At 74.4% G+C, this 13,602-nt stretch carries 11 protein-coding genes; 7 read left to right on the top strand and 4 right to left on the bottom strand.

What is annotated here, in order from left to right; all coding sequences use genetic code 11:
• Together SGA01_RS37285 and SGA01_RS37290 are read left to right on the top strand one after the other, a co-directional pair.
• Nucleotides 1–259, top strand: a 259-nt coding sequence (locus SGA01_RS37285; RefSeq protein ID WP_503827365.1) for a TetR-type transcription factor C-terminal domain-containing protein, incomplete at its 5' end; no start/stop codon positions are given.
• Nucleotides 260–502: 243 nt separating this feature from the next.
• The gene (locus SGA01_RS37290; RefSeq protein ID WP_141302570.1) at nucleotides 503–2,215 is read left to right on the top strand and encodes a DEAD/DEAH box helicase; all 1,713 of its coding nucleotides are present in this window, start codon (nucleotides 503–505) and stop codon (nucleotides 2,213–2,215) included.
• Here SGA01_RS37290 and SGA01_RS37295 read toward each other — a convergent pair.
• From SGA01_RS37295 to SGA01_RS37305, 3 genes are all read right to left on the bottom strand, one after another.
• Entirely contained in the window at nucleotides 2,143–3,048 is a 906-nt protein-coding gene (locus SGA01_RS37295) for a tyrosine-protein phosphatase (RefSeq protein ID WP_141302572.1), read from the bottom strand. The genes SGA01_RS37290 and SGA01_RS37295 overlap by 73 nt on opposite strands.
• 288 nt (nucleotides 3,049–3,336) lie before the next feature.
• Nucleotides 3,337–4,833: an ankyrin repeat domain-containing protein gene (locus SGA01_RS37300; RefSeq protein WP_174867665.1), complete on the bottom strand. Its 1,497-nt coding sequence runs from the start codon at nucleotides 4,831–4,833 to the stop codon at nucleotides 3,337–3,339.
• 55 nt (nucleotides 4,834–4,888) lie between these two features.
• Nucleotides 4,889–5,773 (bottom strand): hypothetical protein, encoded by an 885-nt coding sequence (locus SGA01_RS37305; protein WP_141302576.1) that lies wholly within the window; start codon nucleotides 5,771–5,773, stop codon nucleotides 4,889–4,891.
• A 142-nt stretch (nucleotides 5,774–5,915) separates the two neighbouring features.
• Between SGA01_RS37305 and SGA01_RS37310 the strand changes: the two genes are divergently transcribed.
• Entirely contained in the window at nucleotides 5,916–6,716 is an 801-nt protein-coding gene (locus tag SGA01_RS37310; protein WP_141302578.1) for a S1 family peptidase, read from the top strand.
• A 145-nt stretch (nucleotides 6,717–6,861) separates the two neighbouring features.
• Here SGA01_RS37310 and SGA01_RS37315 read toward each other — a convergent pair whose 3' ends face one another.
• Entirely contained in the window at nucleotides 6,862–8,616 is a 1,755-nt protein-coding gene (locus tag SGA01_RS37315; protein WP_141302579.1) for a glycoside hydrolase family 35 protein, read from the bottom strand.
• Nucleotides 8,617–8,739: 123 nt separating this feature from the next.
• Between SGA01_RS37315 and SGA01_RS37320 the strand changes: the two genes are divergently transcribed.
• The 4 genes from SGA01_RS37320 (at nucleotide 8,740) to pepN (ending at nucleotide 13,504) form a co-directional block, all read left to right on the top strand.
• Nucleotides 8,740–9,627: a helix-turn-helix transcriptional regulator gene (locus SGA01_RS37320; protein WP_141302581.1), complete on the top strand. Its 888-nt coding sequence runs from the start codon at nucleotides 8,740–8,742 to the stop codon at nucleotides 9,625–9,627.
• A gap of 11 nt (nucleotides 9,628–9,638) precedes the next feature.
• Nucleotides 9,639–9,962 (top strand): chorismate mutase, encoded by a 324-nt coding sequence (locus tag SGA01_RS37325; protein ID WP_141302583.1) that lies wholly within the window; start codon nucleotides 9,639–9,641, stop codon nucleotides 9,960–9,962.
• On the top strand, nucleotides 9,962–10,948 hold the full coding sequence (locus SGA01_RS37330; protein ID WP_141302585.1) for an asparaginase: 987 nt from the start codon (nucleotides 9,962–9,964) through the stop codon (nucleotides 10,946–10,948). The genes SGA01_RS37325 and SGA01_RS37330 overlap by 1 nt, the downstream gene beginning before the upstream one ends.
• Before the next feature lie 69 nt (nucleotides 10,949–11,017).
• A complete protein-coding gene (gene pepN, locus SGA01_RS37335) occupies nucleotides 11,018–13,504 on the top strand; it encodes an aminopeptidase N (RefSeq protein ID WP_141302587.1) in 2,487 nt (828 codons plus the stop codon).
• Nucleotides 13,505–13,602 lie beyond the last annotated feature (98 nt).

Here is a 13,602-nt window from a genome sequence, read left to right on the forward strand (position 1 = left end):
CCTCACCGACCTGCCGCGCTTCCAGTACCTCGTGGAATCGCAGGAGAGGTTCGAGAAGGCCTGGCTCGGCACCCTGGAGCGCGGCGTCGCGGCCGGGGTGTTCCGGGCCGACCTCGACGTCCGGCTGACCTACCGCTTCGTGCGCGACACCGTCTGGGTCGCCGCGTCCTGGTACCGGCCCGGCGGCCGGCACAGCCCGGAGGAGATCGCCCGCCAGTACCTGACCATGGTGCTGGACGGAGTCGCCGTCAGGGCGTGACGGCTGTGAGGTCGCCCACGTCCGGGCGTCCGGGCCTGGGCCGATCCGTCCGGGCATCGGTCGGGCGGGGCGGGAAGGTCCTGAGGCGCACTATTGTTCCGGTAGAGACATCCGGAGTGCGTATCGCGTGTTCCGGGAGAAGCAGCCGGGGCCCGTTCGCGTGTTCCGGGTAGAACAGCCGGGGCCCGCATCGTGCAGGTGCGGGCCCCGGCTGTGCCGCGAGCACCGGCCAGGAAGGCACGCATGACCCGCTCCGAACGCCCCAAGCGCAGCCCCCGCAGCACCCAGGCGAAGTCCACGTCGCAGCCGAAGGGCGTCCGCGGCGGCCGCCGTCCCACGGCGCCCCCGCCGCCCAGCGAGTTCACGCCGCCGGAGACGGTGACGCCCGCGCTCCCCGCGGTGGCCTCCTTCGCCGACCTGGACATGCCCGAGGGCCTCCTGCGGATTCTGGGCGAGCAGGGTGTGACGGAGCCGTTCCCGATCCAGGCCGCGACCCTGCCGAACTCCCTCGCCGGGCGCGACGTCCTCGGCCGGGGCCGCACCGGCTCCGGCAAGACCCTCGCCTTCGGCCTCGCGCTCCTCGCCCGCACCGCCGGCCGCCGCGCCGAGCCGACCGCGCCCCTCGCGCTGGTCCTGGTGCCCACCCGCGAGCTCGCGCAGCAGGTCACCGACGCCCTCACCCCGTACGCCGGCGCCCTGCGTCTGCGGATCACCACGGTCGTCGGCGGCATGTCGATCTCCCGGCAGTCCTCCGCGCTGCGCCGCGGCGCCGAGGTCCTCATCGCCACGCCCGGTCGGCTCATGGACCTCATCGAGCGCGGCGACTGCCGTCTCGACCAGGTCGCCGTCACCGTCCTCGACGAGGCCGACCAGATGGCCGACATGGGCTTCCTGCCGCAGGTCACCAAGCTGCTCAAGCAGGTCGAGCCGGGCGGCCAGCGGCTGCTCTTCTCGGCCACGCTCGACCGGAACATCGACAAGCTCGTCAAGATGTTCCTGGACGACCCGGTCGTGCACTCGGTCGACCCCTCGGCCGGTGCGGTGACCACCATGGAGCACCACGTCCTGTACGTGATGGACGAGACCGACAAGAAGGCCGTCACGCTGAAGATCGCGGCCCGCGACGGCCGGACGATCCTCTTCCTCGACACCAAGCGGTCCGTGGACCGGCTGGTCAAGCGGCTCCTGGCCAACGGCGTACGGGCCTCCGGCCTGCACGGCGGCCGCTCGCAGCCGCAGCGCAACCGGACCCTGGACCAGTTCAAGACCGGCCAGGTCACCACGCTGGTCGCGACGAACGTGGCGGCCCGCGGCATCCACGTCGACGACCTCGACATGGTCGTGAACGTCGACCCGCCGATGGACCACAAGGACTACCTGCACCGCGGCGGCCGCACCGCCCGCGCCGGCGAGTCCGGCAGCGTCTTCACCCTGGTCCTGCCTGAGCAGAAGCGGGACATGGGCCGGCTGATGTCGAACGCCGGGATCAGCCCGCGCACGGCGCAGATCAAGTCCAGCGACCAGCACCTGACCGACCTCACCGGCGCCCGTGAGCCCTCCGGCGTCCCGATCGTCATCGAGACGCCGCAGCCGACCCCGCCGCGCAAGGCGACGGGAGCCGGCGGCGCCGGGAGCGGGGGCGGCCGCGGCCGTCGTCGCCGTCCCGCGTCCGCCGGAGGCGGCGGTACGGCCACCGGCACGGCCACGACCGCGTCGACTGGGTCGGGGCGCGCCTCCGGCTCCGGGACGTCCACGGGCCGTGGTTCCGGTGCGGGTCGCGGCTCCGGCGCGGGTCGGGGCTCCGGCTCCGGCGCGGGCGCCGGGCGTGGTGCCGCCGGGGCCGGGCGTGGTGCCGCCGGAGCCGGAGCCGCCCGTGGCGGACGTCAGGCGTCGAGCACGAGCCGTTCCCGCAGCGCCACCACGTCGCGGAACTCCAGGCCGAGGCCGGCGGAGTAGTAGCGGAGAAGGCTTCCGTACGAGGCCCGGACCTGGTCGAGGGCGGTGTCGAGGTACTCCGGACGCACCTCCTGGAGCGGCACGATCAGGTCCGGGTTCTGCATGAACCCGCCCTGCCGGAGTCCCTCGCGCACCTTGGCGTCGTAGGCGGCGCGGATGGCGTTCGAGGCCAGGTAGTCGGCGCGGGCCGCCGCCGTCGGTACGCCCAGCAGGGTGAGCAGGAGATAGCCGGTCCAGCCGGTGCGGTCCTTGCCCGAGGTGCAGTGCAGGAGCAGCGGCCCCCGGCGGGGGTCGGCCAGGTCCCGCAGGGTCTGGGCGAAGGCGGCCCGGTTCGCGGCGTCGGTGACGAAGGTCCGGTAGACGTCGCTCATGAAGGCGGCGGCCCGCCCGCCGCCGAGCATCTCCTCCTGCCGCACCGGGTCGCGGGAGCCGATCGCGGCCGTCAGCCGCCCGAAGAGACCGTTGTCGGTGATGGGCCGGGCGACCGGGACGGCACCGGCAGGGAGCCGGTCGGCTCCGTCGTACGAGACCTCCAGCGGGATGCGCAGGTCGACGACCGTGCCGAGGCCGAGCCCGGCGAGCGTGGCGAGGTCGGCGGCGGTGAGCTTCGCGAGGTGGTCACCCCGGTAGGCGAGGCCGTGACGGACCCGGCCGCCGTCGTAGGTGACGTACCCCCCGAGATCGCGGACGTTGACCGCGCCCTGGAGCGGGATCTGGCGGATCGTGTTCCGGGGTGCGCGCGGATGCGCGTGGGCCTGGGCGTTCGTCGGCAGGGCCGCGAACAGGGTGGCGGCGCCGGTCGTGGTGAGCAGCGCGCGTCGGGACAGGGGCATGGCGGGACTCCCTCGTGGACGTACGGACTGTCGGGCGTACGACTGACGGGCGGACGGGCCCACCAAACGTTTGTTAGGCGACTCGGGAGGAAGGTAGCAGCCGCCGGGGCCGTACGGGAGAGGTGTGCTCGCGCGGGGACGAAACGGCGTGCGCGGAAGCGCGGTGAGGATGGCGGCGCGGTAGTGCGCGGTGCGGCGGCGCGCCCGCCGGACGCTCCCGAGCCCTGTCCGGCGGGTCACGGTCCGCCGGACAGGGCTTGGGGTCTTGCCGATCAGGCCGGACGGCCTCTAGCCCCGGCGCGGAGCCGTCCACTCCAGGCGGGTCCTGACCCGGGCGTCCCGGACGTGTTCGAGGGCGGCGAGTGCCGTCTCGCGCGCCGCGCCGTCCGGGTCGCCGTCCGCCAGGACCGCCGCCAGCGCGTCCACGGCCCGCGGGTCCTGACGGATCGCCAGCCCCCGGGCCGCCTCCGCCGCCGTCTCCGGATCGTCGTCGCCGAGGCGCTCCGCCAGCCCCGCCCGTACGAGCGGGGTGTCGTCGGGCAGCTCGGCGAGGGCGAGCGTCGCCCAGTCCCGCACCCGGGAGTCGCCGTCCCGGCTCAGCGCCAGGAGCACCCCGAGGGCCTCCGTGTGCCCCGCCGGCACGATCCCGGCCAGCGCCCCCGCGACCGCCCGCCGTACCGCCGCCTCCGGATGCCCGGCCGCGGCGAGCAGTTCCGGTACGGCCGTCGGGTCCCCGCACTCCCCGAGCGCGAGCACCGTCGACAGCAGGGGCTCCCGCGCCGTGGGCACGGCCTCCGCGGCGAGCCGCCGAGGCGCGGCCTCCGCGGCCAGCCGCCGCAGCACCGGCAGTGCGCTCGCCCCGAAGCCCGGCAGCGCGCCGAGCACCCGCGCGCCGAGCGCCCGGCGCAGCGGATCGCGGTAGGAGCACCAGCCCGCCGCCGTCACGAAGGTCTCCTCGTCGGCCCGGCCGGCCAGCTCGGCCACCGCAGTCGTCCAGGCGTCGAGCTCCGGGTCCCCGCAGCGCAGCGCCCGCGCCGCGAGCTCCTCGTGCGGGGTGCGCAGCCCGATCGCCGCCTCCAGGAGCGTGGCGATCGCCGCGTGGCCGGTCTGCCGCTCGTCGCCGCGCGTGGGCGCGCCGTCCTCCCGCAGCAGCTCGACGACGACCGTCACCCCGCCGTCCTCCCGGACCCGGCGCACGACCGCCTCGTACGTCTGCCCGCCGTCGTTCCCCGCGACGAGCCCCCGCCGCAGCTCGGCCGCGATGTCCGCGCCGATCCAGCGCCGGGCCTCCCGCAGCGCGGCCTCCGGGGCCGCCGCCTCGTGGTCGAGCAGCGCCCGTACGCAGGCGGTGGAGCCGCGCCGGGCGGCCGCGACCAGCGGGAGGAAGCCGTCGGGCCCCGGCCGGTCCGGATCGGCCCCGTGCTCCAGGAGCACCCGCGCCGTCTCGGCGTGCCCGAGCCGGAGCGCCCAGGCGAGCGCCGTGAAGCCGAACTCCTCCTCCTGGTCGGCCTCCGCGCCGCCCGCGAGCAGTGCCCTGACCACCTCGGCGTGCCCGCCGCAGGCCGCCCCGCACAGCGGCAGGTCGCCCTCCTCCGGCCCGCTGCGGCGCCCCGGATCGGCCCCGGCGGCGAGGAGCATCCGGACGATCCCGGGCTCGTCGCCGACGGCCGCGCGGTACAGCGCGGTCTCCCCGTCCTCCCGGCCCTCGGGGTCCGCCCCGCTCCGCAGGGCCCGTACGGCCCCGTCCTCGTCCCCGGCTCGGATGGCGTCGAACAACGTACTCATGCGCCGACCCTGACGCGCCGTCCGCACATGGCGCAAATCCATTCCCCGTACGGAGTCAGGCCGCGCACTCCAGGACGGAGCCGCACACCCCGCACCGCGCCCGCAGGCTCCGCCCCGCGGGGACCCGCAGCCGCTGGAGGCAGACCGGGCAGGCGAAGGAGACGCCGGCCGCCGGGGCGCCGCCGTCGAAGGCGTACGGCGCTCCCGCCGCGGCCCCGCCCTGGCGCCGCTCCCTGCCGTACCGCCGCCGCTCCGCCCAGCCCGCCGCGGCGAGCGGCGGCTGCCGCAGCTCCCGCGCCGCCTCGGCCCGGCCGCGTACCCACGCCTCGTACGCCACCGCGCTGGTGAACCACGGCGAGGGGTCCTCCCCGAAGACCTCGGCCCGCTTGGCGAGGACGTAGCCGAACTCCTCCGGGGTCAGATAGCCGAGTTTCTGGCTCTCGACCCCGTCCTGGCGGTACGCGTCGAGGAGCAGCCAGCCCGCGCCCAGGTAGGTGGTCACGACGTCGGTGAGGATCTCGTTCTCCGGGGTGCCGGGGAAGCCGAGTCCGAGCCGGTGCAGCAGGACGTGGGTGATCTCGTGGGCGAGGGCCGCGCCGATGTCCCGGCGACGGGTCCTGAAGCGGTCGTTGAGTTCGACGAAGTACTCGGGTCCGGCGGCGAGTTCGACGGTCGCCGCGTGCTCCATGGGGCGGAAACTCGCCACGATGCGGGCGTCGGGGAGCCGGAGGTGGTGCACGAGCGCGCGGGCCACGCGCTGGGTGCCCAGATGGAGGTCCTCGTCGTCGCCGATGGCCATGTCGGCGGCCGGCACGCTCATGGGAAACCGGTGCACACCGTCGGTGGAGAGGCGTCGGTAGAGCGCGGTGAGCGACGCCCGGACCGCCGCGCGGTGCGGGAAGCCGTGGCCGACACGGTCGGCCCCCTGACGGTTCGGCATACCGGATCCCCCCTCCGTTCCACTGTACGGTCCCCTCACCGGTTCTGGCCGAAAAGGCTTTCTTGTGGCGGCAGTTGGGCGCTGTCCATAATCCGGACATGGCTTGACGGGCGCATGTCATCCCCGTCGGGCTCAACCCCCCATGGAAAAAGGAGCACGCGTGAAGAAGAACCGACTGGTCAGCGCCCTCCAGAAACTCGCGGCCGCCGGCGCCGTCGTCCTGGCCGCCGTCAGCCTCCAGCCCACCACCGCCTCCGCCGCCCCGGCGCCCGTCGTCGGCGGCGTGCGCGCCGCCCAGGGCGAGTTCCCCTGGATGGTCAGGCTCTCGATGGGCTGTGGCGGTTCGATGCTGACCCCGCAGATCGTCCTCACCGCCGCCCACTGTGTGAGCGGCTCCGGCAACAACACCGGCATCACCGCCACCGCCGGAGTCGTGGACCTGCAGAGCAGCAGCGCGATCAAGGTCAAGTCCACCAAGGTCCTCCAGGCCCCCGGCTACAACGGCACGGGCAAGGACTGGGCCCTGATCAAGCTCGCCTCGCCGATCACCTCGGTCCCCACCCTGAAGATCGCCGAGACGACCGCGTACAACAGCGGCACGTTCACCGTGGCCGGCTGGGGTGGCACCCGTGAGGGCGGCGCGCAGCAGCGCTACCTGCGCAAGGCGAACGTCCCGTTCGTCTCGGACGCCTCCTGCCAGGCCTCGTACGGCAGCTCCCTCGTCCCCGCCGAGGAGATCTGCGCCGGGTTCGACCAGGGCGGGGTCGACACCTGCCAGGGTGACTCCGGCGGCCCGATGTTCCGCAAGGACAACGCCGGCGCCTGGATCCAGGTCGGCATCGTGAGCTGGGGCGAGGGCTGCGCCCGGGCCGGCTACCCCGGCGTCTACACGGAGGTCTCGACCTTCGCCGCCGCGATCAAGTCGGCCGCGGCCACGCTGTAACCCGTGAAGTCACGCTGCAACCGGTGAAAGCCACGCTGTAACCGGTGAAGGCCACGCTGTATCCGGTGAAGGCCACGCTGTAGCCGGTGAAAGGGAGGGCCCCGGGGCGGTGCGCCCCGGGGTCCTCCCGTCCCGCCGTTTCGGCTCAGGCCAGCTCGACCGAGGGCGCCGCCCCGCCCGCCAGCTCCAGGACCCACACCTCGTTGGCGCCCTCCCGCAGCACCGGCCCCGGCACGAACAGCGACTGCTGCGGGCCGGCGTTCCAGTACCGGCCCAGGCAGAAGCCGTTGACCCAGACGAAGCCGCGCGTCCCGCCCGGCAGGGAGAGGTCCGCGTCACCCGGCCCGGCCACCTCCGCCACCGCCCGGTACAGCCCGGGCCCGGTCTCCCCGGCCACCGGCCGGAACGGCACCTTCGCCACCGCCGCCGCCTCGAAGGCGTCCAGCCGCAGACCCCGGGCCCGGAAGCCGTGCAGGTACTGCCGCTCGTGCCGCACCCCGCCCGTGATTCCCTTCCGCTCCGCGAGCCGCGGCCCGTAGTTGACCCGCCCCAGCGACTCCACCCAGAGGTCCACGACGGCGGGCCCGGCGACCGGCTCGGCGAGCGTCACGTCCTCGCCGTCCTCGGTGTCGAGCACCCCCGCCAGGACCCCGTCGACGTACACCGTCGCCCGGTCCCGCAGCCCCGTCACGCCCAGCGCGTACGGCTGCCGGGGCCCCGGGACCTCCACCCGGTAGCGGACCAGACCCCGGTCCACGCCCAGCTCCTCGAAGGACGGCGGCACCGGCGCCCGCGACTCCTCGTCGCCGAGCACCTCCAGGACCTCGTCGAGCGGCGCCCGTTCGCCGAGCGCGCCCCGCACCGGGGCCGCGAGCCGCGCCGGCGGCTCGGGCACCTCGGGCAGCGGCCCCTCCGCGTACCGCGCGAGCACCTCGCGGAAGCGCCAGAACTTCTCCGTCGGCCGCCCCGCCTCGTCCACCGGGGCGTCGTAGTCGTACGAGGTCACCGTCGCCCGCAGCGCCCCGTCGTGCAGCTCTCCGGTCCGGTTCGCCCCCGCCCAGCCGCCGAAGTTGGTCCCGCCGTGCGCCATGTACACATTGACCGAGGCCCCGCACTCCAGGATCTCCCGCAGCGCCGCCGCCGCGTCCGCCGCGTCCCGCACCGCGTGCTCCGTGCCCCAGTGGTCGAACCAGCCGCACCAGAACTCCATGCACATCAGCGGCCCCGAGGGCTGATGGCGCCGCAGCGTCGCGAAGCCCTCCCGCGCCCCCGAGCCGAAGTTCGCCGTCGCGAGCACCCCCGGCACCGAACCACCCGTCAGCATGTGGTCCTCGGGACCGTCCGAGGTGAAGAGCGGCACGCTCACCCCGCAGGCGCGCAGCAGCTCCGCCACCCACAGCAGATAGCCCAGGTCGCTGCCGTAACTCCCGTACTCGTTCTCCACCTGCACCAGGATCACCGGGCCGCCCCGGTCGACCTGCCGCTCCACCACCTGCGGGAGCAGCCGGCGGAACCAGGCGTCCACCGCCGCCAGGAACTCCGGGTCGAGGGTCCGCACGCGCCGCCCCAGCGGCCCCGTCAGCCAGTGCGGAAGCCCGCCGTTCTCCCACTCGGCGCAGATGTACGGACCCGGGCGCACGATCGCGCGCATCCCGGCCCGCTGCACCGCGTCCAGGAACCGGCCGAGCGCCTCCACGTCCCCGTACCGGCCGGGCTCCGGCGCGTACAGGTTCCAGGGGACGTACGTCTCGACGCAGTTCAGCCCCATCGCGCGCAGCATCCCGAGCCGGTGCTCCCACTGCGCCTCGTGCACACGGAAGTAGTGCAGGGCCCCCGAGAGGAGGCGCACCGGCCGCCCGTCGAGCAGAAAGTCCTCGTCACCCACAGCGAACGTGCTCATGGCCTCACCCTCGCCCTCTGGCGGCGGACCGGTCCATGGACAAAGATCGTCGCAGTTTGGACGTTAGGGCCCGACCGGCCCTGGGAGGGCCCGGAGGACCAGGCCCCGGGAAGGGAACGCCGCATGTACCACACCTGGATGCGCTACTTCACGCCCAGCCCCGTCCACCACCGCCTCGGCCTCGTCTGCCTCGGGGTCGGGCTCCAGCACGGCACCCTCCCCACTGTCGGACCGCGCACCCTCGACCACCACGTCGCCGTCGTCGTCTCCGCCGGCAGCGGCTGGTACCTGGGCGTCGACGGCCGCCGCACCGCCGTCACCGCCCCCGCCCTCATCTGGCTCACCCCCGGCACCCCCCACCACTACGCCGCCGACACCGGCACCGGCTGGGACGAGGCCTTCGTCGACTTCTCGGGACCCGCCACCGCCACCTACACCGAGCTCGGCTACATCGAGCCCGACCGGCCCGTCGTGCCCCTCTCCGACGCCGCCCCCGCCCGCGCCGCCATCAGCCGGATCGCCAGGGCCGCCCGCCCCGGCAACCCCCTCCTGGAGGTCGAGACCGGCGCCGCCGTCCACGAGCTGCTCGTCGCCCTGCGCCGGGCCCGCGCCGACACCAACGCCGACGGCGACCCCGTCCTCGCCGCGCTCGCCCGCGACGCCTTCCAGCCGCTCTCCGTCGCCGAACACGCGGCCCGGCACGGCATGACCCCCGCCGAACTGCGCACCGCCGTCCGCCGCGCCGCCGGCTGCAGCCCCAAGGACTACCTGCTCACCGTCCGCCTCGGCCGCGCCAAGGAACTCCTCGCCGCCACCGAGCTCCCCGTCGCGGCCGTCGCACGCCGCGTCGGCTACGACGACCCCGCCTACTTCTCCCGGCTCTTCACCCGCCGGGTCGGCACCGCGCCCATCCGCTTCCGCGAGCAGCAGGGGCGGTCCGTCCACGGCGGCTGGAGCAACCGCGTACCGGATCCCGAACACCCGCCCACGATCCTGCCGAGATCCGTCTAAGCTCGCAGATCATGAGTGACTCCACCCTGCCCCGCCCGGTCGACGACTCCGTACGGGCCGAACTGACCCGGCTCCGCGAGAGCATCGACAACATCGACGCCGCGGTCGTGTACATGCTCGCCGAGCGCTTCAAGTGCACCCAGCAGGTCGGCGTCCTCAAGGCCGAGCACAAGCTGCCGCCCGCCGACCCCGCCCGCGAGGCCCGCCAGATCGCCCGGCTGCGGGAACTGGCCGAGAGCGCGAAACTGGACCCGGCCTTCGCGGAGAAGCTCCTCAACTTCATCATCGCCGAGGTCATCCGCCACCACGAGACGATCGCGGACGGAGCACGCTGATGGCACGCGTCACGGTCTTCACGCTCGGCGGGACCATCTCGGCGCGGGGCGGTGACGCGGCCCGCATGACCGGCCAGGAGGTCCTCGCCGAGCTGGGCGCGCCCGAGGACGTCGTCCTCCGCGACTTCCGGCGCGTCCCCAGCTCCTCGATCACCCACGAGGACCTCGCCGCGCTGGCGGAGGAGGTGCGCAAGACCGTCGCCGAGGGCTCCGGCGTGGTCGTCGTCCAGGGCACCGACACCCTGGAGGAGACCGCCTTCCTCCTCGACCTGCTCTGCACCACCGAGCAGCCGATCGCCGTCACCGGCGCCATGCGCCGCCCCGACCTGCCCGGCGCCGACGGCCCCGCCAACCTCGCCGCCGCGCTCGCCGTCGCCGCCGACCCCGCCTGCCGGAACCTCGGTGTCCTCGTCGTCCTCGGGGACGAGATCCACGCCGCCCGCCTGGCCCGCAAGACCCACACGACCTCGGTCACCACCTTCGCCTCGCCCGGCGCGGGACCGATCGGCACCGTCGTCGAGGGCGAGCCCCGGATCCTGCTCCGCCCCGCCGTCCCCGCAGCCCTCTGCTCGCTGAGCTTCGACCCGTCGGTACGGGTGGCCCTCCTGACGCTCTCCCAGGGCGACCGGGGCGAACTCCTCGAAGCCGTCGACGACCGCTTCCAGGGCCTCGTCGTCGCCGCGTTCGGCGCCGGCCACGTCCCCGCCTGGTTCGTCGACCCGCTCGCCGAGCTCGCCCGCCGCATCCCGGTCGTCCTCGCCTCCCGCACGGGCGGCGGAGCGACCCTCTCGCACACCTACCGCGGCCCCGGCTCCGAGTACGACCTCCTGCACCACGGACTGATCCCCGCGGGCCCCCTCGACCCCGCCAAGGCGCGGATCCTCCTCCAGACCCTGCTGTCCAGCGGCGCGTCCGGCCCCACCGGCTACGACCGCCCCCGCCTCACGGCCGCCTTCGCCCACCTGAACGGCTCCGGACTCGCCTGAGGGGGCACAGACCGGGCACAAACGCACCACCCCTGCCCGATGGGGAAGGCATCGGGCAGCATAGGGCCCATGTCCGTACTGACGCGCGACGAAGCGCAGACCCGTGCCCAGCTCCTCGACGTCCACCACTACCGGGTGGACCTCGACCTCACCACCGGCGACGAGACCTTCCGCTCACAGAGCGTCGTCCGCTTCACGGCCCGCGCCGCGGGGGACACCTTCGTCGAGCTCAAGCCCGAGACCCTGCACTCCGCAGTCCTCGACGGCGAGCCCCTCGACACCGCCGCCCTCGACGGCAACCGGCTCCCGCTGAGCCTCACCGAGGGCGAGCACGAGCTGAGCGTCACCACGACCATGCGGTACTCCCGCACGGGCGAGGGCATGCACCGCTTCACGGACCCCACCGACGGCGAGTCGTACGTCTACACGCAGCTCTTCATGGAGGACGTCCAGCGCGTCTTCGCCGCCTTCGACCAGCCCGACCTGAAGGCCGTCTTCGAGCTCGGCGTCACCGCCCCCGAAGGCTGGACCGTCCTCTCCAACGGCATCACCGAGCAGCAGCCCGACGGCAGCTGGCGGGCCGCCCCCACCCCGCTGCTCTCCACCTACTTCGTCTGCGTCGCCGCCGGCCCCTGGCACTCGGTCCGCACCGAGCACGCCGGGCTCCCCTTCGGCATCCACTGCCGCCGCTCCCTCGCCCCCCACCTCGACGCCGACGCCGACGAGATCCTCGCCGTCACCAAGGCCTGCTACGACCGCTACCACGAGAAGTTCGACGAGCCGTACCCCTTCGACTCGTACGACCAGGCCTTCGTCCCCGAGTTCAACGCCGGCGCGATGGAGAACCCCGGACTCGTCACCTTCCGCGACGAGTTCGTCTTCCGCTCCGCCGTCACCGTCACCGAGCGCCAGACCCGGGCCATGGTCATCGCCCACGAGATGGCCCACATGTGGTTCGGCGACCTCGTCACCCTGCGCTGGTGGGACGACATCTGGCTGAACGAGTCCTTCGCCGAGTACATGGGCTTCCAGACCGTCAACGAGGCCTGCGCCGACCTCTTCCCCGACACCTGGGTCGACTTCGGCGTCACCCGCAAGGCCTGGGGCTACGAGGCCGACCAGCGGCCCTCCACGCACCCCGTCGCCCCGGACCCGGAGGCCGTCCCCGACACCGCCTCCGCGCTCCTCAACTTCGACGGCATCTCCTACGCCAAGGGCGCCTCCGCCCTCCGCCAGCTCGTCGCCTGGCTCGGCGAGAAGGACTTCCTCGCCGGCATCAACATCCACTTCAAGCGGCACAAGTTCGGCAACGCCACCCTCGCCGACTTCATCGACAACCTCGCCGCCGCCACCGACCGCGACGTCCACGGCTGGGCCGAGCAGTGGCTGCGCACCACCGGCGTCGACACGCTCACCCCGCGCCTCGACGGCGAGGGCACCCGCTGGCGGCTCACCGTCGACCGCGACGGCAGCCGCCCGCACCGCATCGAGGCCGGCGTCTACGACCGGCGGCCCGACGGCGAGCTCACCCTCCGCGAGCGCCTCGCCCTCGACGTCCCGCAGGCCGCCCCCGCCGAACTGACGGGCCCGCGCCCCGCCCTCGTCACCCTCAACGACGGGGACCTCACCTACGCCAAGCTGCGCTTCGACGAGGTCTCCGAGGAGACCGTCCTGCGCGGCCTCTCCGGCATCCCCGACCCGCTGACCCGCGCCGTGATCTGGAACGCGCTGCGCGACATGGTCCGCGACGGCGCCCTCGCCCCCGCCGAGTACCTGGAGACGGCCCGCGCGCACCTGCCCGAGGAGACCGAACTCTCCCTCGTCCAGGGCGTGCTGGCCTTCGCCCGCACCCAGATCGCCGACCGGTACGTCGCCGAGGACGAGCGCCCCGCCGCCCTCGCGACGATCGGCGAGATCGCCCGCGCGCTGCTGCGCCGCACCGAGGACGGCGAGGCCCCGGGCCTGCGCCTCACGGCCGTCCGCACCTTCGTCGACAGCGCCACCACCCCCGAGAAGCTCGCCTCCTGGCTGGAGGAGGGCACCGTCCACGGCGGCCCCGAGCTCGACCCCGAGCTGCGCTGGCGGATCCTCGCCCGCCTCGCCGTCCTCGGCGCCACCGACGAGACGGTGATCGCCGCGGAGCTGGAGCGCGACCCGAGCGCCACCGGCCAGGAGGGCGCCGCCCTCTGCCGGGCCGCCCTCCCGGACCCGGCGGCGAAGGAGGCCGCCTGGTCGGCGCTCTTCGACACGGACGACCTGTCCAACTACCTCTTCACCGCCACCGCCCGGGGCTTCTGGCAGCCCGAACAGGCCGAGCTCGTCAGCGCGTACGTGCCCCGCTTCTACGCCGCCGCCACCGCCCTCGGCGCCCGGCGCGGCCCCGCCATGGCCGAGGCCGCCGGCCGCTACGCCTTCCCGTCGTACGCGATCGACACCGACTCCCTGGCCCTCGGCGAGTCCCACCTGACCGCCGACACGATGATCCCGGCCCTCCACCGCAAGCTCGTCGACCAACTCGACGACCTCCGCCGGGCCCTGGCGGTCCGCAAGGCCTGACGGCCACGGGCGCGGGGCGGCCACCACCGCCCCGCGCCAGCCCGTGTCCCCCGTTCGGGTCACAAGGACCGACTCCTCGGACAAACCCCGACAACCCC

The sequence above is a fragment of the Streptomyces gardneri genome (assembly GCF_006539185.1).
GTDB lineage: Bacteria > Actinomycetota > Actinomycetes > Streptomycetales > Streptomycetaceae > Streptomyces > Streptomyces gardneri.

Coding starts and splice junctions, on each gene's coding strand:
- SGA01_RS37330 (WP_141302585.1), top strand. CDS start 9,962: ATGGCACGCGTCACGGTCTTCACGCTCGGCGGGACCATCTCGGCGCGG.
- SGA01_RS37315 (WP_141302579.1), bottom strand. CDS start 8,616: ATGAGCACGTTCGCTGTGGGTGACGAGGACTTTCTGCTCGACGGGCGG.
- pepN (WP_141302587.1), top strand. CDS start 11,018: ATGTCCGTACTGACGCGCGACGAAGCGCAGACCCGTGCCCAGCTCCTC.
- SGA01_RS37295 (WP_141302572.1), bottom strand. CDS start 3,048: ATGCCCCTGTCCCGACGCGCGCTGCTCACCACGACCGGCGCCGCCACC.
- SGA01_RS37310 (WP_141302578.1), top strand. CDS start 5,916: ATGGAAAAAGGAGCACGCGTGAAGAAGAACCGACTGGTCAGCGCCCTC.
- SGA01_RS37300 (WP_174867665.1), bottom strand. CDS start 4,833: ATGAGTACGTTGTTCGACGCCATCCGAGCCGGGGACGAGGACGGGGCC.
- SGA01_RS37290 (WP_141302570.1), top strand. CDS start 503: ATGACCCGCTCCGAACGCCCCAAGCGCAGCCCCCGCAGCACCCAGGCG.
- SGA01_RS37325 (WP_141302583.1), top strand. CDS start 9,639: ATGAGTGACTCCACCCTGCCCCGCCCGGTCGACGACTCCGTACGGGCC.
- SGA01_RS37320 (WP_141302581.1), top strand. CDS start 8,740: ATGTACCACACCTGGATGCGCTACTTCACGCCCAGCCCCGTCCACCAC.
- SGA01_RS37305 (WP_141302576.1), bottom strand. CDS start 5,773: ATGCCGAACCGTCAGGGGGCCGACCGTGTCGGCCACGGCTTCCCGCAC.